General features: G+C 73.2%; 14 protein-coding genes and 1 pseudogene. 9 read left to right on the top strand and 6 right to left on the bottom strand.

Annotated features, from left to right (window positions below):
• Window positions 1-40: 40 nt before the first annotated feature.
• Both ACH4NX_RS08150 and ACH4NX_RS08145 read right to left on the bottom strand, forming a co-directional pair.
• Entirely contained in the window at window positions 41-1,540 is a 1,500-nt protein-coding gene (locus ACH4NX_RS08150; protein ID WP_351392195.1) for an NAD(P)/FAD-dependent oxidoreductase, read from the bottom strand.
• Window positions 1,541-2,049: 509 nt separating this feature from the next.
• A complete protein-coding gene (locus ACH4NX_RS08145) occupies window positions 2,050-2,679 on the bottom strand; it encodes a TetR/AcrR family transcriptional regulator (RefSeq protein ID WP_351392192.1) in 630 nt (209 codons plus the stop codon).
• A 160-nt stretch (window positions 2,680-2,839) separates the two neighbouring features.
• Between ACH4NX_RS08145 and ACH4NX_RS08140 the strand changes: the two are divergent.
• The 3 genes and pseudogenes from ACH4NX_RS08140 to ACH4NX_RS08130 form a co-directional block, all read left to right on the top strand.
• Window positions 2,840-3,400: pseudogene (locus tag ACH4NX_RS08140) on the top strand (SAV_6107 family HEPN domain-containing protein); the annotation flags it as partial.
• A gap of 455 nt (window positions 3,401-3,855) precedes the next feature.
• On the top strand, window positions 3,856-4,683 hold the full coding sequence (locus tag ACH4NX_RS08135) for a methyltransferase (protein WP_398127729.1): 828 nt from the start codon (window positions 3,856-3,858) through the stop codon (window positions 4,681-4,683).
• A gap of 279 nt (window positions 4,684-4,962) precedes the next feature.
• On the top strand, window positions 4,963-5,403 hold the full coding sequence (locus ACH4NX_RS08130) for a DUF3040 domain-containing protein (protein WP_351392187.1): 441 nt from the start codon (window positions 4,963-4,965) through the stop codon (window positions 5,401-5,403).
• A 330-nt stretch (window positions 5,404-5,733) separates the two neighbouring features.
• Here ACH4NX_RS08130 and ACH4NX_RS08125 read toward each other — a convergent pair whose 3' ends face one another.
• From ACH4NX_RS08125 to ACH4NX_RS08110, 4 genes are all read right to left on the bottom strand, one after another.
• On the bottom strand, window positions 5,734-8,124 hold the full coding sequence (locus ACH4NX_RS08125; RefSeq protein ID WP_398127728.1) for a transglutaminaseTgpA domain-containing protein: 2,391 nt from the start codon (window positions 8,122-8,124) through the stop codon (window positions 5,734-5,736).
• Between the two features lie 346 nt (window positions 8,125-8,470).
• Window positions 8,471-9,835 carry a DUF58 domain-containing protein gene (locus ACH4NX_RS08120; protein ID WP_351392182.1) on the bottom strand — a complete coding sequence of 455 codons (1,365 nt, stop codon included), beginning with the start codon at window positions 9,833-9,835 and terminating at the stop codon, window positions 8,471-8,473.
• The gene (locus tag ACH4NX_RS08115) at window positions 9,835-10,872 is read right to left on the bottom strand and encodes a MoxR family ATPase (RefSeq protein ID WP_351392180.1); all 1,038 of its coding nucleotides are present in this window, start codon (window positions 10,870-10,872) and stop codon (window positions 9,835-9,837) included. The genes ACH4NX_RS08120 and ACH4NX_RS08115 overlap by 1 nt, the downstream gene beginning before the upstream one ends.
• A 258-nt stretch (window positions 10,873-11,130) precedes the next feature.
• Window positions 11,131-11,679 (bottom strand): carbonic anhydrase, encoded by a 549-nt coding sequence (locus ACH4NX_RS08110; RefSeq protein WP_351392177.1) that lies wholly within the window; start codon window positions 11,677-11,679, stop codon window positions 11,131-11,133.
• 423 nt (window positions 11,680-12,102) lie between these two features.
• On the opposite strand from ACH4NX_RS08110, the gene rsmH reads away from it, so the two are divergent.
• The 6 genes from rsmH (at window position 12,103) to mraY (ending at window position 19,909) form a co-directional block, all read left to right on the top strand.
• Window positions 12,103-13,059, top strand: coding sequence for a 16S rRNA (cytosine(1402)-N(4))-methyltransferase RsmH (gene rsmH / locus ACH4NX_RS08105; RefSeq protein ID WP_351392174.1), 957 nt, complete (start codon window positions 12,103-12,105; stop codon window positions 13,057-13,059).
• Between the two features lie 59 nt (window positions 13,060-13,118).
• Entirely contained in the window at window positions 13,119-13,622 is a 504-nt protein-coding gene (locus ACH4NX_RS08100) for a septum formation initiator family protein (RefSeq protein ID WP_351392171.1), read from the top strand.
• Window positions 13,619-15,586, top strand: a complete 1,968-nt coding sequence (locus ACH4NX_RS08095) for a peptidoglycan D,D-transpeptidase FtsI family protein (protein ID WP_398127727.1) — start codon at window positions 13,619-13,621, stop codon at window positions 15,584-15,586. The genes ACH4NX_RS08100 and ACH4NX_RS08095 overlap by 4 nt, the downstream gene beginning before the upstream one ends.
• 250 nt (window positions 15,587-15,836) lie before the next feature.
• Complete coding sequence (locus ACH4NX_RS08090) at window positions 15,837-17,357, top strand: UDP-N-acetylmuramoyl-L-alanyl-D-glutamate--2,6-diaminopimelate ligase (RefSeq protein WP_398127813.1); 1,521 nt, start codon at window positions 15,837-15,839, stop codon at window positions 17,355-17,357.
• A 45-nt stretch (window positions 17,358-17,402) separates the two neighbouring features.
• Window positions 17,403-18,818 (top strand): UDP-N-acetylmuramoyl-tripeptide--D-alanyl-D-alanine ligase, encoded by a 1,416-nt coding sequence (murF, locus tag ACH4NX_RS08085; RefSeq protein WP_351392166.1) that lies wholly within the window; start codon window positions 17,403-17,405, stop codon window positions 18,816-18,818.
• Window positions 18,818-19,909, top strand: a complete 1,092-nt coding sequence (gene mraY / locus ACH4NX_RS08080; RefSeq protein WP_351392499.1) for a phospho-N-acetylmuramoyl-pentapeptide-transferase — start codon at window positions 18,818-18,820, stop codon at window positions 19,907-19,909. The genes murF and mraY overlap by 1 nt, the downstream gene beginning before the upstream one ends.
• Window positions 19,910-19,912: the final 3 nt, after the last annotated feature.

Genomic DNA, 19,912 nt, shown 5'->3' with positions numbered 1-19,912 from the left:
CCGCGCGGCCTCCGCCGTCCGGTGAGCGGCACCCGGCCGCTCACCGGGAGCCCCGGAACTCCGGTCCCTCCACGACGAGTCCGGCGACCAGCGCGCCCGACATACCCGCGTGCGGCAGGCCTCCGCCGGGATGCGACCAGCCGCCGGCCGTGAACAGTCCGCCGACGCGCGTGCCGTTCGCCGCGTGCAGCAGGCGTCCGCCGGCCCCCGCCAGCGCCGGCACGGGCACCGCGCCGCCCTGCGCACCGGTCGCCTCCGCGACATCGGCCGGAGTGCGTACCTCCTGCCACAGCAGACGCTCGCGCAGATCCGGTATCGCACGCTCGGCGACCTCGACGAGGCGCCCGGCGAGATCTCCGGCGTCGGCCCCGCCGCCGGCGGGCACCACCGAGGTCAGGGTGACCGCCTCGTGGTCCGCGTCCGGGACCAGCGCCGCGTCGTCGGGGCGCAGTACCGTGACGGTCGGACGCGCGGGCATGCCGGGCGCCGGACCGAACAGCGCGTCCAACTCCGCCTCACGGTCCGGCGCGTGCACCACCGTCCGGTGTGCCGCGCCCGGGGGACGGCCGCCGCGCAGCGCCAGCAGCACCGTCAGCCGGCTTGCCCCACCGCGCTGTGGCGGCACCTCCCCCTCGCCCCGCACCGCCGACCCCCCGCACAGGCGGTCCAGGACACCGGGCGCCACACCGGCCACCACGAACTCCGCCTCGGCGACGCCGCCTTCGGCCAGCTCCACCCCCGCCACCCGGCCGTCCTTCTCGACGACGCCCGTGACCTCGGCGCCGAAACGGAACTCGACCCGGCGGGCCAGACACCGCTCGTACACCGCCCGCGCCAGCTCCCGCAGACCGCCACCGCGCACGTACCACACACCGAAGGCGTACTCCATGTACGGCAGCACGGCGGCGTTCGCCGGGGCGGTCCGGGGGTCGAGGCCGTACGCGAGCGCGTGGCTCTCCAAAAGGGCGGCGAGCCGGGCGTCCCGCAGCTCCCAGGCGCCGACCTCGGCGAGCGTGCCGGCCCGGCGGGTACGCAGCAGCCGCTTGTGAGGGACCGCGGGATAGGGCTCGCGCTCGGCCAGCACCTCCCAGTTCGGCCACAGCGGCTCCTCCAGGAGCGGGCGGCGTGTCCGGTCCCAGGTCTCCCGGGCGCGCACCAGGAAGTCACCCCAGCGCTGCCCGGCGCCCCGGCCGAGCGCCTCGTCCAGGGAGGCGACGACGCCCGCCCGGGAGGCGTTCGGCAGCGAGACCTCCGTGCCGTCCGCGAACACGTGCCGTGACGACGGGTCGACCTGGACCAGCTCGGCACACGCCTCCAGCGGCTCCTTGCCGGTCTTGACGAACAGATCACGCCATACCGCGGGCAGGGGCAGCAGACCTGGGCCGGTGTCGAAGGAGAAGCCGTCCCGCTCGAAGCGGCCCAGGGCGCCGCCGTACGTCCGAGTCCGCTCGTACACCGCCACCCGGTGGCCCGCGACGGCCAGCCGGGCGGCGGCCGCCATCGCGCCCATCCCGGCGCCGATCACCGCAATCCGTGCCATGCCAGGGACTTTATCCGCCGCCACCGGCCGTCCGGCCCCAGGGGCCGCCGGGCCGCACACCCGCGGGAACGGCCCCCGACCGACCGGAACCGAGTACCGCGACGGGCGCGCGCGTGACCGGCCGGGGACACGCCCCTGTGAGCCGGGGTGCGCACGACTGAGTACCCGTACCTAGCCCGGTAGATGAGTACCCGCGCGGATGGGCCACGACCTGCGAGAACGAGAGAGTGGAGGCACGGAGAGGGGCACGGCTCCGGAACCGGCGACACGGGGCGCCGGAACGGAGCCGGGCCCGCGATCCGCTCCTTCCGCCGGCCGCGGTCGGCGGGAGCGAGGCACGGGGGAGTCCGGGGGAACGACCGGGAACGGGGGTTCCAACGGGGGAACGTACGGGGGAACGTACGGGGGAGCAGGAGAAGGCGCCGGTCCGACGGTGGCCCGCGGGGGACGCGGCCACCACGGGCCGGCGCTCTTCGTGCGCGGCCGGGCGGTCCCGGCGCGGCCCCGGCTCAGGGGCGTCCGCTCACGCGCCCCTGAAGCAGCCGCGACAGGGCCGCGTGCACGTCGTCGAGGGAGCGCTCCGACTGGAACGACTTCCAGTCCAGCGCCGCCACCAGGACCATGCCGACCAGCGCCGCGGCGGTCAGCGGTACGTCGATCTCCTCGCTGAACTCACCGCTTGCCACCCCTTCGCGCAGCACGCCCTCCACCACCGCGACGGCCTCCTGCCGGACCACCAGCAGCGTGGACTGCCAGGCCCGGTTGGTCCGCCACAGCTCGGCCACGTAGAGCTGGGTGAAGGCCGGGTAGCGGTCGATGAAGACGAGCCCCGCGCGGATCATCGCGTCCAGGGCGTCGACCCGGCCGCGGCCCTCCCGCGCCGTCCGCTCCGCCGCCTCCCGCAGCGATGCGGTGAGGAGCCGGACACCATGGCGCAGCAGCTCCTCGAAGAGGACGGCCTTGCTGGCGAAGTTGTAGTAGACCGTGCCCTTCGCGACCCCGGCGCGTTCGGCGATCTCGTCCACGGTGGTGGCGGAGAAGCCCTGCTCGGCGATGAGGGTGACGGCCGCCTCGTAGAGCTTCTGCCGGGTGGCCTCGCGACGGCTGCCGCCGTGCGTGGCGGCGCTGCTGCTTTCCATGGTCCCGATTGTCACAGCACCTTTCCGGACCAGCCGACTCGAACCTACGACCGAGGCAAAAGTCCAGGTCGGGGCGGATTGTCAGTGGCATACCTCACGATGGGCACATACGGCACCTCCTGCCAGGGCGTGCCGTCATGGAGACGACAGGAGGATCGTCATGGCCCACTCGTCCGCAGCCGCCGCCCGGCGGCGCCGCGCGGCCGGCCCTGCACCCTCACTGACCGGCCCGGCGAGCGACGTGCACCCCGTACTCCGCCGGACGACCGCCCCGCCCGCCGCCCTCGGTCTGCTCGCCCAGGCCCGGGCCGGACTGGAGGAGGCCACCGTCCTCGAAACGCCGAACGAGCGCTACGCGACGGCCCATCTCGCCGCCCTGCGCACCGCCGCCGCCGTGCTCGCCGCGCGAGGCCGTCCCGAGACCACCCCACGGGCCCGGGCCCGCATCCGCAGCGCCTGGGAAGTGCTGCCCGAGATCGCCCCCGAGCTCTCCGACTGGAGCGCGCTGTTCGCCGCGGGCGCCCGGCGCCGGGCGCGGGCCGAGGCCGGCATCCAGGGCGCGGCCAACCGGCGGGACGCCGACGACCTGATACGCGACGTGGCGATGTTCCTGCGCCTCGTGGAGCGGATGCTGGTCCTCCAGCCGGTCCTGCCCCAGCCCCGTCCCGACGCGGACCGTCCCGACGCGGACCGTCCGAACCCGGACCGTCCGAACCCGGACCGTCCGAACCCGGACCGTCCGAACCCGGACCGCCCAGCCGCCGACCACCCGCCCGCCGACCGGCCGTCCACCGACCACCCGTCCGCCGACCGGCCGGGCTTGAACGGACCCGGCTACGACGGACCCGGCTACGACGGACCCGGCTACGACGGACCCGGCTACGACGGAGCCGGCTCGGACGGACCCGGCTCCGACCATCCGGGAGGCGGGCGGGCGGGAGGCGGCCGGGCGGGAGGCGGGCATGCGGGTCACCACCTGCCGGACGTGGGATGAGCGCTTCGGCGGAGGACGCACGGGCTCCTGTGGGGGCGGTGGGACGGGATGACCGGTCGGCGCAGCGGAGGCAATAGGGTGGGAGACGCCTGAAGCCTGCCCCTTCCCGGTACCCGGGCCGGGGCGGCAGCCCGTTCGCTCCGCCCGTGCCGAGGCGGTGCCGCGCCGAGGAGTCAACTGCCGTGTCGGACCCGATGCGCCCGCCCGTCTCCCCCCACCGCCCGCAAACGGCGTCGCCGCGCTCGGAGCCCTCTCGTTCCCGCGCCGCCCTGCGTACCGCTGTGGTCTGGGACGTTCTCCAGGACGCCCTCGACCGTCGGGTCAAGGCCACGGGCCGCCAGGCGCTGGACGTCCTGGACACCGGAGGCGGCAGCGGCAACTTCGCCGTGCCCGTGGCCCGCCTCGGCCACCGCGTCACCGTCGTCGACCCGAGCCCCAACGCGCTGTTCGCCCTGGAGCGCCGCGCCGCCGAGGCCGACGTCGCCGACCGCGTGCGGGGCGTCCAGGGAGACGCCCACGGCCTCTTCGACGTGGTCGAGCGCGGCGGCTACGACGTGGTGCTGTGCCACGGCGTCCTGGAGTACGTGGACGACCCCGCGGAGGGCATCCGCAACGTGGTGGCCGCCCTGCGTTCCGAGGGCGTCCTCAGCCTGCTCGCCGCGGGCCTCGGCGGGGCCGTGCTCGCGCGGGCCCTCGCCGGCCACTTCTCGGAGGCCCGGCAGGCCCTCGGTGACCCGGACGGCCGCTGGGGCACGGGTGACCCCGTGCCGCGCCGGTTCACGGCCGAGCAGCTCACCGGGCTGGTCGAGGCCGCGGGGCTGCGGATCGGCGCCGTGCACGGCGTACGGGTCTTCGCCGACCTCGTTCCGGGAGTGCTGGTGGACACGGAGCCCGGCGCCATGGAGGCGCTGCTGAAGCTGGAGGCCGCGGCGGCCGAACTCGCCGCGTTCCACTCCGTGGCCACACAGCTTCACGTGCTCGGTGAGACGCGAGGGACCCAGGGGGCCTGAGCCGCCCGGTGGGGTAAGGCGCTGATCAGGGACGCGACTGCAGATGGAGTACGCCACAGGCCCCCCGAACGGCGGCCAGTCGCCGTATGATCGAGGGAGACCGCCCGGCATGACCGGTCGGCCGCTGGGGAATGGGAACTTCAGCGAGCCGGCACGGCCATGACGGAGACCGGTTGGCCAATTGGCGTAGAGGGGCGGGTTTCACGGGGGCGATTCCCTGCCTATCCTGAAGGGACCCCCCCCGGGTCGCCCCGGCGACTGCACGATGAGGAGGACTCCGTGCCGCTCTCGGAGCACGAGCAGCGAATGCTCGAGCAGATGGAGCGAGCGCTGTACGCCGAAGATCCCAAGTTCGCGACAGCGCTCGAGGGAAGCGGGCTGCGTACGTACACCCGGCGACGGGTCTACCAAGCGGTCGCGGGCTTCCTCGTAGGTATTGCGCTCCTCATGGCCGGTATGGTCGCCCAGCAGGTCTGGCTCAGTGTGGTGGGCTTCCTCGTCATGCTGGGCTGTGCGGTTCTCGCCGTGACCGGCTGGCGCAAGGCCCCGAAGCCGGGCGAGCAGCCCGCCGCCGGCGCAGGTGGCGGCGGCGGTGGAGGTAGTGGCGGTGCCGGTGGAGGACCGCAGGCGCGACGTCAGGGGCGGCAGAAGCGCTCCATGATGGACCGCATCGACGAGCGCTGGCAGCGCCGCAGGGATGAGCAGCAGGGCGGCCAGTAGCCTTTCGGCAGCCGCTCGCCAGGACATCTGCGTGAGGGGGTGACCACCGTCGAGGTGGTCACCCCCTCACGCGTACCCATGAGTGCCGGAGGCCGGAGAGCCGGGCGGTCGTTCACCCGACTGGGCGCGGTCGGGCCACCGGATGAGCGCGGTGGCACCCGGAGAAGAGCACGTTGGACAGCCCCGCGGGTCCGGGGCGGGGCGGAGTGAGGGCCGGGGCCGGTGCTCCCGCGTGGACTCGGCAGCTCCCGACCCGCCCCGGTCCCGCACGGGCCCCGCGGCCCCGCCCTGTGGGCGCAGCCCCCACGGCCCGGCCCGGCCCGACGACTCTCAGCTCTGCTGCCCCGAAGCCTTCCGCCACGTGGGCCGGGCCGCCACGGCCCGCTGTCTCAGGGCCGCCCACCGGGCCGAGACCGCCCAGACCACCCGCACGGTCGAACGCGGTGCGAACCGTGCGCGCAGCCGCGTGCCGCGGCCGACCGCGGCCCGCAGACCGGCGCTCGCCCGGTGGACGTCCTCCGTGAGACCCGCCGTCAGGCGGGGCCGGGGCGCGTAGAGCACCTGCTCCACGGCATCCGCCACCCGGTGCACCGCCGCCGCGGCCGCCGGCTCCAGCTCGCCGAGCCGGACGATCCGGGCCGCCGCCTTGCGCGGAGTCTGCGACTCCTCCGGCGGAATGCCGAAGTCCCACGCCGTGTCGGTCAGCTCCCGCCAGACCGCCAGGGTGTGCGGTCCCGCGTCCGCCTCGGCGCGGCCGTGCGCCCCCAGCCGCACCGACCGGGTGCGCAGCCGCCACAGCATCGGCGCGAGCGGGATCAGCAGCACCACGAGCCCACCCAGGACCCAGGCCGGTACCGCGTACCACTTCGGACCGCTCCCGCCCGTGACCGGCGCGGCCGCCGCGGACTCGTCGGAACAGGCATCCAGCTTCTTGTCCTGGGCCGTGCAGCTCTCGCTCGTCGAAGGCGCCGCCGACGGCTCCGTCTCCGCGTCGCGGGACGGCAGCGCCGGGTCCGGAACGGTGCTGCCCGGTGTCTCCGTCTGCGTGTACGACGGGGTCGTCCCGCGGGTCGGCGTCGGCTCGAAGCGCGTCCAGCCCACGCCCTCGAAGTACACCTCGGGCCAGGCGTGGGCGTCCCGCAGCCCCACCGACACCGAGCCGTCCGCCTGCGGGGAGCCCGGCGCGAAGCCGACCGCCACCCTGGCCGGGATGTCCAGGGAGCGTGCCATGGCCGCCATGGCGAAGGAGAAGTGGACGCAGAAGCCCTGCTTGTCCTTGAGGAAGCGGGCGATCGCCTGCGAGCCGCCGCCGACCTTGACCTCGGTGTCGTACTCGAAACCGCCGTTGACCGCGAAGTACTCCTGGAGCTTGACCGCCTGCTCGTAGGGGTTCGCCGCGCCGGCGGTGACCTGGCGGGCGGTTTCGGAGACCACCTCGGGCAGCGAGTCCGGCAGCTCGGTGTGCTCGCGCTTCAGTACCGCGGGCGGCTGCGAAGCGGCGGCGAGCTGGTCCGCCGTCGGCTGCACGTCCAGGCTCCACACCTCGTACGTCAGCCCGCGCGTGTTCTGCCCGTGGTCGCCGACCAGTGTCATGCCGACGGGCTCGTAGCGCCAGTTGCCCGCGATGCGCACGCCGCTCGGCGGATACGGCATCGGCAGCCAGTCCTGGGCGTACCAGTCCGCGGCCGAGATGGTGGTCAGGGTCTCCGCCCGCGCGATGTCGGACCCGAGGCCGACCGGCGTGGGGAACGTGCCGTCCGGCACGGCGGTGATGTGCCGCTTGGACGGCTTCCAGGTGGTGCCGTCGAAGTCGTCCAGGGAGACGATGCGCAGGTACAGGTTCGACAGGTCGTTCGAGTCGGTGTCGACGGAGAGGACCTCTCGGTTCTCGTCGACGTTGAGGCTGTCGCGCAGGGAGACCAGGGGGTTCACCGCGGAGATCGTGCCGCCGCCCCCGGTCCCGGAGCCGACACCCGTCCTGGCGCTGTCCAGCAGCCCGCCGTCCATCGCGGGCAGGGCGAGGGGTACCACCAGGGCGACGCCCAGCGCGAACGCGCCGATGCGCCGCCCGGTGCGGACCGGGGCGACCGCACCGCTCCGCTCCCCGCCCGGGGCGCGTGGTGTGCCGCCGAAGACCCGGCCCCACTGCGAGAGCCGGTCACGTCCCTCGGCCAGGAGCAGCGTCAGGTAACCGGCCGCCGCGACGAGGAACCACAGCCAGTCGGCACCGCCCTCGGACAGCCCCGCGGCCACCGAGTAGAGCGCGAGCAGCGGCAGCCCGGCGGGGGCGGCGCTGCGGAAGGTCACCGCGAGGGTGTCCACCAGCAGCCCGATCACCAGGACACCGCCGACCAGCATCAGCCGGATGCCGTCGGACTCCAGCGGCGCCGGGATCGCGTACCGGGCGATGTCGTCGCCGCCCTGTTGCAGCAGGTCGGCGAAGCGCTGGAAGGCCTGCGGGCCGGGGATCAGCCCGGCGAGCGCCTGCTGCCGGGCGAAGACCAGGGTCAGGAACACCAGCGTGACCAGGGCCTGCGCGGCGATGGTCAGCGGCCGGGCCAGCGGAACCCGGCGGGCCGCCGCGCCCACCCCGGACTGGACCGCCAGCAGGAACGCGGCCTGCAGTATCCAGGTGGCCGGATCGACCAGGGGCAGCAGCGCGCACGCCGCCATCAACGTGGCCGCCCACGCGCACAACGCCAGCCGCGCCCGCCCGCTCATCGCCCGCCCTCCCGGCCGGCGGCCGCCCCGGGCCCGGTGGGCTCGTGGTCCGCCGGTCGCCGGTGTCGTTCAGGTGTGGCCGCCCGGGCGTGTGCCGCCGGTCGCGCCGCTGCGCTCATCGCGTGCCCTTCCGGCCGGTGGCCGTCGTCGGTCCGGTGCGCCCGCGGTCCGCCGGTGGCCGTCGCGGACCTGGTGCGCTGGTCCGCCGGTCGCCGGGTGTGGTCGGGCCTGCCGGCTCCCGCGCGGGGTTTGCCGGCTCCAGCGCGGGGCCTGTCCGCTCCCGCGCGGGGTCGTGTCCGCCCACGTCCACTCGTCTCCGCGGACGACGTCGGCCGTGCCACTCGCCTCATCGCGTGCCCTCCCCGCCGCTCGCCGCCGCCAGGCCCGTGCGTTCGTGGTCCGCCAGGCGCCACAGCTCCTCCATGGTGGCCCCCCGCGGCACGATCACGGCGGTCCAGCCCGCCTCGCGCAGCATCCGCAGCCGTTCCTGGCCCCTGGCCGACGGGCCGCGCATGTCGGCCGGTTCCCGCGCCCAGGTCTCACTGTCCAGGACGAAGGCGACGGCGCCGCCGCTGCGCTGCCGCATCCTGGCGGCCACCGTGGCCTGCTCCTCGTCCAGGTCGCCGAAGAATCCCACCAGCAGCCCCTCGTTCCCGCCGCGCAGCACGTCGTACGCCTGGGACAGGCCCGTGCTGTCGGAGTGGTCGATCACCGCGAGGGTGTCCATCATCAGCCCGGCCGCGTCGGCCGTGCCCTGGCTCGCGCCGGCGAAGCCGTCGGAGCCCTCGCCGGGCACCGAGTTGCCGGTGTCCGTGAGCAGCCGGACGGAGAAGCCCCGCTCCAGCATGTGCACCAGCACGGAGGCGGTGCCCGAGACCGCCCACTCGAAGGCCGAGTCGGGCCCGGTGCCTTCGTAGGCCACGACCCGGGTGTCCAGGAGCACCGTGCAGCGGGCGCGCTGCGGCTGCTCCTCGCGGCGCACCATCAGCTCGCCGTAGCGCGCGGTGGAGCGCCAGTGCACGCGGCGCAGGTCGTCGCCGTAGCGGTACCCGCGCGGGATCACGTCGTCGTCGCCCGCCAGCGCGAGCGAGCGCTGCCGGCCCTCCCCGTATCCCTTGGCCTCCCCGCTCAGCCGCACCGGCGGCAGTGCCTCCACGCGCGGGATCACGGTCAGGGTGTCGTACGTCGAGAAGGACCGGGTCAGCTCGCACAGCCCGAACGGGTCGGTCAGGCGCAGTTGGAGCGGGCCCAGCGGATAGCGCCCGCGCAGGTCCGAGCGGACCCGGTAGGACACCTCGCGGCGACCGCCCGGCTCCACCCGGTCCAGGACGAAGCGGGGCCGCGGTCCGAGGACGTAGGGCACCCGGTCCTGAAGCATCAGCAGGCCGGTGGGCAGCCGCGAGACGTTGTCGACGCGCAGATGCACCCGGGCCTCGCTGCCCGCGGGCACCCGCCCGGGGGAGAGCCGGCGGCTGCCCGCGACCCGGTACCGGGTGCGGTAGAGCACGGTCGCGCAGACCAGCGGCAGCACGCCCAGCAGCAGTCCCACACGGAGCAGATCGCTCTGGCCGAGGACGTACGCACAGACCGCGGCGGCGATGCCGGCGGCCAGGAAGGAGCGCCCGCGGGTGGTCAGCCCGGTCAGGGCGGTACGGATGCCGCCGCCCTCGCCCCGGTCGTCCCGCGACCGGTCCGTCCCCCCGGCGTCCATCACAGCCTCCGTGGCGCTTGGTGGTCGTACGCCGACGAGCCGCGGCCGGCGCCGAAGCCCGTCTGCTGCTGGGGTGCCGCGGGCACCGGGGTGCGCTGGAGGATCTCCTGGACGACCTGCTCGGCGGTGCGGCGGTTCAGCTGGGCCTGGGCGGTGGGCAGCAGGCGGTGGGCCAGGACGGCGACCGCGAGGGCCTGCACGTCGTCCGGCAGCGCGTACTCCCGGCCGCTCAGGGCGGCGGACGCCTTCGCCGCGCGCAGCAGATGCAGTGTGGCGCGCGGCGAGGCGCCGAGTCTGAGATCCGGATGGGTGCGGGTGGCGGCGACCAGGTCCACGGCGTACCGCCGGACCGGGTCGGCGACATGGACGCCCCGGACCGCCTCGACCAACTTGAGGATCTCGTCCGCGTGCGCCACCGGTTGCAGGTCGTCCAGCGGGTTCACCCCGCCGTGCACGTCGAGCATCTGCAGCTCGGCTTCCGGGCTGGGATAGCCGATGGAGACGCGTGCCATGAAGCGGTCGCGCTGGGCCTCCGGCAGCGGGTAGGTGCCCTCCATCTCGACCGGGTTCTGCGTCGCCACCACCATGAAGGGGCTGGGCAGCTCGTAGGTCTGGCCGTCGATGGTGACCTGGCGCTCCTCCATCGACTCCAGCAGCGCGGACTGCGTCTTCGGCGAGGCGCGGTTGATCTCGTCGCCGATGACCACCTGCGCGAAGATCGCGCCCGGTTTGAACTCGAAGTCCCGGCGCTGCTGGTCCCAGATGGACACCCCGGTGATGTCCGACGGCAGCAGGTCCGGCGTGAACTGGATCCGGCGCACGGAACAGTCGATGGACCGCGCCAGCGCCTTGGCCAGCATGGTCTTGCCGACCCCCGGGACGTCCTCGATCAGCAGGTGTCCCTCGGCGAGCAGCACGGTCAGCGAGAGCCTTACGACCTCGGGCTTGCCCTCGATCACGCCCTCCACCGAACCGCGCACCCGCTCCACCACAGCGGTCAGATCAGTGAGGCTCGCTCGATCGTCATAGGTCGTCACCGGCCCTCCTCGGCCTTGCCCCGCGCTTCCTGGGAAGCGGGAGTACCCCAACTTGCCGGGCGGGCCCCCGCATCGCGGACCGGCCCACCCCGAATCACGGACAGCGCGCGGAAATAGTTCCGCGCGACACCACTTCCCGCATTCTTGCCGCCGTTACCGATTCGTGTCACTCGCCTGTGGACAACTGGCCGCGATATGTCGGGCCTTGCGTTCTTTGCGGCGCTTGTGCGGCGGGACTCGTCGGGGTGGGCGACGAGGTCAGGCGGCGTCGACCTCGCGCAGCAGGCCCGTCTTCACGTCGAAGACGAAGCCGCGTACGTCCTCGGTGTGCAGCAGGAACGGCGAGGTGCGCACCCGCTCCATCGACTGCCGCACATCCTGGTCGGCGTCCCGGAAGGCCTCCACGGCCCATGCCGGGCGCTGGCCGACCTCCAGCTCCAGGTCGTGCCGGAACTCCTCGGTGATGGACTCCATGCCGCAGCCGGTGTGGTGGATGAGGGCCACACTGCGGGTGCCGAGCGCCCGCTGGCTGATGGTGAGCGAGCGGATCACGTCGTCGGTGACGACACCGCCCGCGTTGCGGATGGTGTGGCAGTCACCGAGTGCCAGGCCGAGCGCCGCGTGCAGGTCGAGCCGCGCGTCCATACAGGCCACGACGGCGACGCGCTGTACGGGGCGGGCGTCCATCCCGGGGTCGGTGAACGCGGCGGCGTAGCGCTCGTTCGCCTCGACGAGCCGGTCGGTGACGGTGTGGTCGCCGACCATGGCGGATCCGGAGCCGGCGGGTACCGATGCAGAAGTCGTCATATCCATGACGTTACTGGCCGTCCCCCGCCGCGGCCCGCTGTGAAGCGGGACAAAGAACGCCATCGAGGCTTGTTGTGAGCCAACCCACAGGGCGGAGCGGACGCGTCCGTACGAGTGAAAAGCCGTACGGCACCGGTTTGCGGACGCCGTACCCGCGACGCGCAGGCCGGTTGATTGACCGGGCGACAGGGTGGACTAAAGTGACGCGAAGCGGGAGGCGAGGCTCTCCCTGCTGGACTGAAATCCCCGGAGACCTGGGCGACGTCCCGCCAGATCTCCCCACGTGCGCGGCGCGTACGTACGGCTCGGCCTCCTCCCGCTCCCGGCCGGCCGACGCTTTTGGCGCCGGCAGGCCTCCCCTTCACGAGCGGGAGGGGACCCGGCGGTGCGTGACGCCGCGCCGGACCTGAGAGGCCGCCCCACTTGAGCCAGAGTCGACACGTCCCGGTGATGCTCCAGCGGTGTCTGGACCTGCTGGCGCCCGCCCTGACGGAGCCGGGCGCCGTGGTCGTCGACTGCACGCTGGGACTCGGCGGACACAGCGAGGCGCTCCTCGAACGCTTCCCCGAGGCCCGGCTCGTCGCCCTCGACCGGGACAAGGAGGCCCTGCGCCTGTCCGGCGAGCGGCTCGCGCCGCACGGTGAGCGCGCCACCCTCGTGCACGCCGTGTACGACGAGCTGCCCGACGTACTCGACCGGCTCGGTATCCCGCGCGTCCAGGGCGTGCTGTTCGACCTCGGTGTCTCCTCCATGCAGCTCGACGAGGCGGACCGGGGCTTCGCCTACGCCCAGGACGCCCCGCTCGACATGCGGATGGACCAGAGCACCGGCATGAGCGCCGCCGAGGTCCTCAACACCTACCCGCCGGGCGAACTCGTCCGCATCCTGCGCGCGTACGGCGAGGAGAAGCAGGCCAAGCGGATCGTGTCCGCGGTCGTGCGCGAGCGCGAGAAGGAGCCGTTCAGCAACAGCGCCCGCCTCGTGGAGCTGATCCGCGCCGCGCTGCCGCAGGCCGCCAAGCGCACCGGCGGCAACCCGGCCAAGCGCACCTTCCAGGCCCTGCGCATCGAGGTCAACGGGGAACTGTCCGTCCTGGAGCGGGCGATCCCGGCCGCCGTCGAGGCCCTCGACGTGGGCGGGCGGATCGCCGTGCTGTCGTACCACTCCCTGGAGGACCGGCTGGTCAAGCAGGTGTTCGCGGCCGGCGCCGCCAACACCGCGCCGCCCGGTCTGCCGGTGGTCCCCGAACGCTACGCGCCCCGGCTCAAGCTCCTCACGCGCGGTGCCGAACTTCCCACCGAGGAGGAGATCGCCGAGAACCGGCGGGCGGCACCGGCACGGCTGCGCGGAGCCCAGCGCATCAGGGAGTCCATCGGGTGAAACGAGCGAGGCAGGCCAGGAGCGGGCCCGGACGGTCCACCCGGGCCCAGGGAGGGCGAGTGGGCGGGAAACCCGAACTGAAGGGGAGGGCGGCCCGGCTGGCCCAGCTCCTGCCGCCCGCGGGCGGACGCGGCCAGGCGGCCCGGGCCCCGTTCGTCCTCCTCGTGGTCGTCCTCCTCGGCGGCGGCCTCATCGGGCTCCTGGTGCTGAACTCCGCCATGAGCGAGGGCTCGTTCCAACTGGACGACCTGAAGCAGAAGACCAAGGAGCTCACCGACGAGGAGCAGGCGCTCCAGCGGGACATCGACGCGTACTCCGCGCCCCGGGCCCTCCAGCGCCGCGCCCGCGAGCTGGGCATGGTGCCCGGCGGTGATCCCGCCTTCCTGGCCCCCGACGGCACCGTCAAGGGCTCGCCGAGCCCCGCGCCCGCCGCCGCCACCCCGCTGGTCCTCGCCCCCGAGGCGCTCACGGCACCCCCCACCACGGCACCCCCCACCGCCGCGGCCACCCCCACCCCCACCAGCACGACCACCCCCGCCCCGACCCCGACTCCCGGCAGGTGACGGAAGTGTCCGACAGGGAACCGCCGCGCCGCCGAGTGCCCGGACCCGCCAGGCCCGTCCGCCCCGGCGGACGGCGGCAGCCCGGCCCCGGCGCCCGGCCCGCCCGCAGGCCGGGCCCGCCCCGGCCCGCCGCGCCCCGCACCATCCGGCTGGGCAGCCCCCGCCCGCGCCTGCGCATGATCGGCCTCGCGCTGACCCTGGTGCTCTCCGCCTTCGTCGTACGGCTGCTCCAGGTGCAGGCCGTCGACGCCGGCACGTACGCCGCCAAGGCCGAGCAGAACCACTTCGTCGTCCACGCCCTGCCCGCCGAGCGCGGCGGGATCACCGACCGCAACGGCGTCGCCCTCGCGTCCACCGTGGACGCCTACGACATCACCGCCGACCCCACGCTGTTCACCCGTGAGCAGCTGGATGTCGGCGACGGCCCCGAGCAGGCGGCGGCGCTCCTCGCGCCGATCCTCGGCGAGGACCCGGCGGACCTGGCCGACCGGCTCCGCCCCGAGAACGAGAAACTGCGCTACGTCGTCCTCGCCCGCCGGCAGACCCCGCAGGTCTGGAACCAGATCAAGGACCTGAAGACCGCGCTCGCCAAGAAGGCGGAGACGGACAAGTCCGCGGTCAACGTCCTCGCGGGTGTCCTCGCCGACCCCAGCAGCAAGCGCGTGTACCCGGGCGGCGACCTCGCGGCCGGTATCATCGGCTGGGTCGGAGCGGACGGCAAGGGCGGCGGCGGTCTCGAACGGAAGCTGGACAAGACGCTGGCCGGCAAGGACGGCGAGATCCGCTACGTGCAGTCCGGCGGCCGGCAGGTGCCCACCGCCGGCTCCACCGGGACGCCCGCCGTGCCCGGCAGCGACGTCGAGCTCACCATCGACCGCGACATCCAGTGGGCCGCGCAGCACGCCATCAGCGAGCAGGTGGAGAAGTCCAAGGCGGACGGCGGCTACGTCATCGTCCAGGACACGGCCACCGGCGAGATCCTCGCCATGGCCAACTCGCCCGGCTTCGACCCCGGCGACCTCGCCCACGCCGACCCGGACGCGCTGGGCAACGCCGCCCTCCAGGACGCCTTCGAGCCCGGCTCCACCGCCAAGGTGATGTCGATGGCGGCCGTACTGGAGGAGAACGCCGCCACCCCGATGACCCACCTCGTCATCCCGAACCGGCTCAAGCGCGGCGACCGGCTCTTCAAGGACGACATCGACCACCCCACCTGGTACCTCACGCTCAACGGCGTGCTCGCCAAGTCCAGCAACATCGGCACCATCATGGCCACCGGCGAGCTGGGCAGGACGCAGGAGGAGGCCAACAAGGTGCTCTACTCCTACCTGCGCAAGTTCGGCCTCGGCAGCCACAGCGGCCTCGGCTTCCCCGGCGAGACCAAGGGCATCCTCGCGCCGCCCGGCCAGTGGTCGACCTCGCAGCAGTACACGATCCCTTTCGGCCAGGGCGTCTCCGTGACCGCGCTGCAGGCGGCCTCCGTGTACTCGACCATCGCCAACGGCGGCGTCCGCGTCGAACCCACCCTGGTGCGCGGCACCAAGGGGGAGGACGGACGTTTCACCCCGGCCGCCGAACCCGAGAAGACCCGCGTGATCAGCGAGAAGACGGCGAAGACGCTCTCGCAGATGCTGGAGTCCGTCGTCGACGACGAGGAGGGCACCGGCACCAAGGCACGCATCCCCGGCTACCGGGTCGCGGGCAAGACGGGCACGGCCAACCGGGTGGATCCGGCCACCGGCAAGTACCACGGTTACACCTCGTCGTTCGCGGGCTTCGCCCCCGCCGACAAGCCTCGCGTCACCGTCTACTGCGCCATCCAGAACGCCACCGAGGGCAGCTACTTCGGCGGCCAGATCTGCGGCCCCATCCACAAGCAGGTCATGGAGTTCGCCCTGAAGACCCTCCAGGTCCCGCCGACCGGTGCCGACCCCGCGAATCTCCCGGTCACCTTCAAGCCCTGACCGGGAGCGACGGACCCGGACCGGCACAGAGCCCACCAGAGAGCACAGAACCGAGCCAGAACCGAGCCAGTACCGAGCCAGCGCCGATTCAGTACCGAGCCACCAGGAACCACCCGTGACGACGATCACCCCCGAGCCCGGGAACCAGAGCACCTCCCCCACCTCACTTCGCCCGGAAGCGGGTACGCCCGGTACGCTCACCGCCGTGCCACACGCTGATCAGTCCCAAACCACCCAGAAGGGCCACCCCGTGACCTACCCGGGACCGCCCCGGCCGGTGCGGATCTCCGCCACACCCCTGGCGGAACTCGCCGGTCAGCTGGGTGTCACCGCACCGGACAGCACCGCGGAGGTCACGGGCATCACCCACGACTCGCGTGCCGTCCGCCCCGGTGACCTGTACGCCGCCCTCCCCGGAGCCCGCGCCCACGGCGCCGACTTCGTCACGCAGGCCGCCGGCCTCGGCGCCGCCGCCGTGCTGACCGACCCGGCCGGCGCGGAGCGCGTCGCCGCCACCGGTCTGCCGGCGCTCGTCGTCGACGACCCGCGCGCGCGGATGGGCGAACTGGCGGCCACGATCTACGGCCACCCCGGCCGCGATCTCCTTCAGATCGGCATCACGGGCACCTCCGGCAAGACCACCACCGCCTACCTCGTCGAGGGCGGCCTGCGCACGGCGAAGTCCACCGGGCTCATCGGCACGGTCGAGATGCGCATCGGCGACGAGCGCATCAAGTCCGAGCGCACCACGCCCGAGGCCACCGACCTCCAGGCGCTGTTCGCGGTGATGCGCGAGCGCGGCACCGAGGCGGTCGCCATGGAGGTCTCCAGCCACGCCCTGGTGCTCGGCCGGGTCGACGCCTGTGTCTTCGACCTCGCGGTCTTCACCAACCTCAGCCCGGAGCACATGGAGTTCCACTCCGGCATGGAGGACTACTTCCAGGCGAAGGCCCAGCTCTTCACGCCGGAACGCAGCAGGTTCGGCGTGGTCAACGTCGACGACGAGTACGGGCGCCGCCTCGCGAACGAGGCCACCGTCCCGGTCGTCACCTACTCCGCCGAGGGCCACCCGGACGCCGACTGGCGCGCCGACGAGGTCGAGGTCGGCCCGCTGGACTCGACGTTCACCGTGCTCGGGCCGAAGGGCGAGCGGATCGCCGCCAAGTCGCCGCTGGCCGGCCCGTTCAACGTGGCGAACACGCTCGCCGCGATCGTCGCCCTGGCCGCGGCCGGCCTCGACCCGCAGGCCGCCGCCGACGGCATCGCCGCGGTGCCGGGCGTGCCCGGCCGCCTGGAGCGGGTGGACGAGGGCCAGCCCTACTTCGCGGTGGTCGACTACGCCCACAAGACCGACGCGGTCGAGTCCGTCCTCAAGGCGCTGCGCAAGGTCACCGAGGGCAAGCTGCACGCCGTGCTCGGCTGCGGCGGCGACCGGGACACCACCAAGCGGGAGCCGATGGGCGCCGCCGTGGCCCGGTTCGCCGACACCGCCGTACTGACCTCCGACAACCCACGCTCCGAGGACCCCCTCGCGATCCTCGCCACCATGCTCCAGGGCGCGTCCTCCGTGCCCGCCTACGAGCGCGGCGAGGTGCAGGTCTTCGAGGACCGGGCCGCCGCGATCGCCGCCGCCGTCGCCCGGGCCGAGCCCGGCGACACCGTGCTGGTGGCGGGCAAGGGCCACGAGCAGGGCCAGGACATCGCCGGAGTGGTCCGTCCCTTCGACGACCGCCAGGTGCTTCGCGAAGCCATCCAGAAGACCCAGGGATGAGATCCCGAATGATCCAGCTGATCCGATGATCCAGGGGACGAACTTGTGATCACCCTCTCTCTCGCCGAGATCGCAGAAGTCGTCGGCGGGCGGATGCATGACATACCGGACGCGTCCGCGCAGGTCACCGGGCCGGTTGTCCGGGACTCCCGGGAAGCGGGGCCCGGCTGCCTCTTCGTCGCCTTCGTCGGCGAGCGGGTGGACGGCCACGCCTTCGCACCGGCGGTCGTCGAGGCGGGCGCGGTGGCCGTGCTCGGCTCCCGCCCCGTCGGCGTGCCCGCGATCGTCGTGGACGACGTCCAGGCCGCCCTCGGTGCCCTCGCCCGGCACGTCGTACGACGCCTCGGCGCCACCCTCGTGGCCCTCACCGGGTCCGCCGGCAAGACCAGCACCAAGGACCTGATCGCCCAGGTGCTGCGCCGCAAGGCGCCCACGGTCTTCACGCCCGGTTCCATGAACAACGAGGTCGGGCTGCCGCTCACCGCGCTCACCGCCACCGAGGAGACGCGCTTCCTCGTCCTGGAGATGGGCGCCCGCGGCATCGGTCACATCCGCTACCTCGCCGAACTGACCCCGCCGAGGGTCGGATTGGTCCTCAACGTCGGCTCCGCGCACATCGGCGAGTTCGGCGGCCGGGAGCAGATCGCCCAGGCCAAGGGCGAACTCGTCGAGGCGCTGCCGCCGGCCGAGGAGGGCGGCACCGCGATCCTCAACGCGGACGATCCCCTCGTACGGGCCATGGCCTCCCGAACGAAGGCGAAGGTGCTCCTTTTCGGAGAGTCCGACGAAGCGGACGTGTCTGCCGAGAACGTGCGACTCACGGACAGCGGACAGCCTTCCTTCAGGCTTCACACACCCTCCGGTGCAAGCGATGTGACCATGCGCCTGTACGGTGAGCACCACGTGTCGAACGCGCTCGCCGCGGCCGCCGTCGCCCACGAGTTGGGCATGTCCGCAGACGAGATCGCCACCGCGCTCTCCGAGGCGGGCTCCCTCTCCCGCTGGCGGATGGAGGTCACCGAGCGCCCGGACGGCGTGACGGTCGTCAACGACGCCTACAACGCGAACCCCGAGTCCATGCGAGCCGCCCTGCGCGCGCTCGCGGCCATGGGCAAGGGACGTCGTACGTGGGCGGTGCTCGGCAAGATGGCCGAGCTCGGGGACGAGGCGCTCGCCGAGCACGACGCGGTCGGGCGGCTCGCCGTCCGGCTCAACGTCAGCAAGCTCGTCGCGGTCGGGGGCAGGGAAGCCCGATGGCTGCAACTGGGCGCATACAACGAGGGTTCGTGGGGTGAGGAGTCGGTGCACGTGTCCGACGCACAGGCGGCGGTCGACCTGTTGCGCAGCGAGTTGCGCCCAGGGGACGTCGTGCTCGTGAAGGCGTCCCGTTCGGTGGGTCTGGAGAGCGTCGCCACGGCGCTGCTGGAGACCGGCGCCGAGGGTGAGGTTGCCGCCCGATGATGAAGCAGATCCTGTTCGCGGGAGTCATCGGCCTCTTCCTGACGCTGGTCGGCACTCCGCTGCTGATCAAGCTGCTGGCCCGCAAGGGCTACGGCCAGTACATCCGCGACGACGGCCCGCGCGAGCACGCCAGCAAGCGCGGTACGCCGACGATGGGCGGTATCGCCTTCATCTTCGCGACGGTCGCCGCGTACTTCCTCGCCAAGGTGATCACCGGCTACACGGACCCCGAGGTCGACGCCGCGCCGACCTTCTCGGGACTGCTGGTGCTCGGCCTGATGGTGGGCATGGGCCTGGTCGGCTTCCTCGACGACTACATCAAGATCGTCAAACGGCGGTCGCTGGGCCTGCGGGCCAAGGCGAAGATGGCCGGCCAGCTGATCGTCGGCATCGCCTTCGCCGTGCTCTCGCTGCAGTTCGCGGACAACCGGGGCAACACCCCGGCGTCCACGAAGCTGTCGTTCATCACCGACTTCGGCTGGACCATCGGCCCGGTGCTGTTCGTCATCTGGGCGCTGTTCATGATCCTCGCGATGTCGAACGGCGTGAACCTGACCGACGGTCTGGACGGTCTCGCCACCGGCGCCTCCGTCCTGGTCTTCGGCGCCTACACGTTCATCGGCGTCTGGCAGTTCCAGGAGTCCTGCGCCAACGCGCTGACCCTGACCAACCCGGGCGCCTGCTACGAGGTGAGAGACCCCCTCGACCTCGCCGTGGTCGCCTCCGCGCTGATGGGTTCCTGCCTCGGCTTCCTGTGGTGGAACACCTCGCCGGCCAAGATCTTCATGGGTGACACCGGCTCGCTCGCGCTCGGCGGCGTGCTCGCGGGTCTGGCGATCTGCTCGCGCACCGAACTGCTGCTGGCCATCCTCGGCGGCCTGTTCGTCCTGATCACCATGTCGGTGGTCATCCAGGTCGGTTCCTTCCGCCTCACCGGCAAGCGGGTCTTCCGGATGGCGCCACTCCAACACCACTTCGAACTCAAAGGCTGGTCCGAGGTCCTTGTCGTGGTCCGTTTCTGGATCATCCAGGGCATCTGTGTGATCGTCGGACTGGGCCTCTTCTACGCGGGATGGGCAGCGGACAAGTGACCT

The sequence above is a fragment of the Streptomyces sp. NPDC017225 genome (assembly GCF_044331465.1).
Lineage (GTDB): Bacteria > Actinomycetota > Actinomycetes > Streptomycetales > Streptomycetaceae > Streptomyces.
This window is presented reverse-complemented; position numbering and strand designations above follow the sequence as displayed.

Bases quoted from the DNA above. Each gene is read 5' to 3' on its own strand.
- ACH4NX_RS08125 (WP_398127728.1), bottom strand. From the start codon at position 8,124: ATGAGCGGGCGGGCGCGGCTGGCGTTGTGCGCGTGGGCGGCCACGTTG.
- mraY (WP_351392499.1), top strand. From the start codon at position 18,818: ATGAAGCAGATCCTGTTCGCGGGAGTCATCGGCCTCTTCCTGACGCTG.
- ACH4NX_RS08150 (WP_351392195.1), bottom strand. From the start codon at position 1,540: ATGGCACGGATTGCGGTGATCGGCGCCGGGATGGGCGCGATGGCGGCC.
- ACH4NX_RS08110 (WP_351392177.1), bottom strand. From the start codon at position 11,679: ATGACGACTTCTGCATCGGTACCCGCCGGCTCCGGATCCGCCATGGTC.
- ACH4NX_RS08120 (WP_351392182.1), bottom strand. From the start codon at position 9,835: ATGGACGCCGGGGGGACGGACCGGTCGCGGGACGACCGGGGCGAGGGC.
- ACH4NX_RS08145 (WP_351392192.1), bottom strand. From the start codon at position 2,679: ATGGAAAGCAGCAGCGCCGCCACGCACGGCGGCAGCCGTCGCGAGGCC.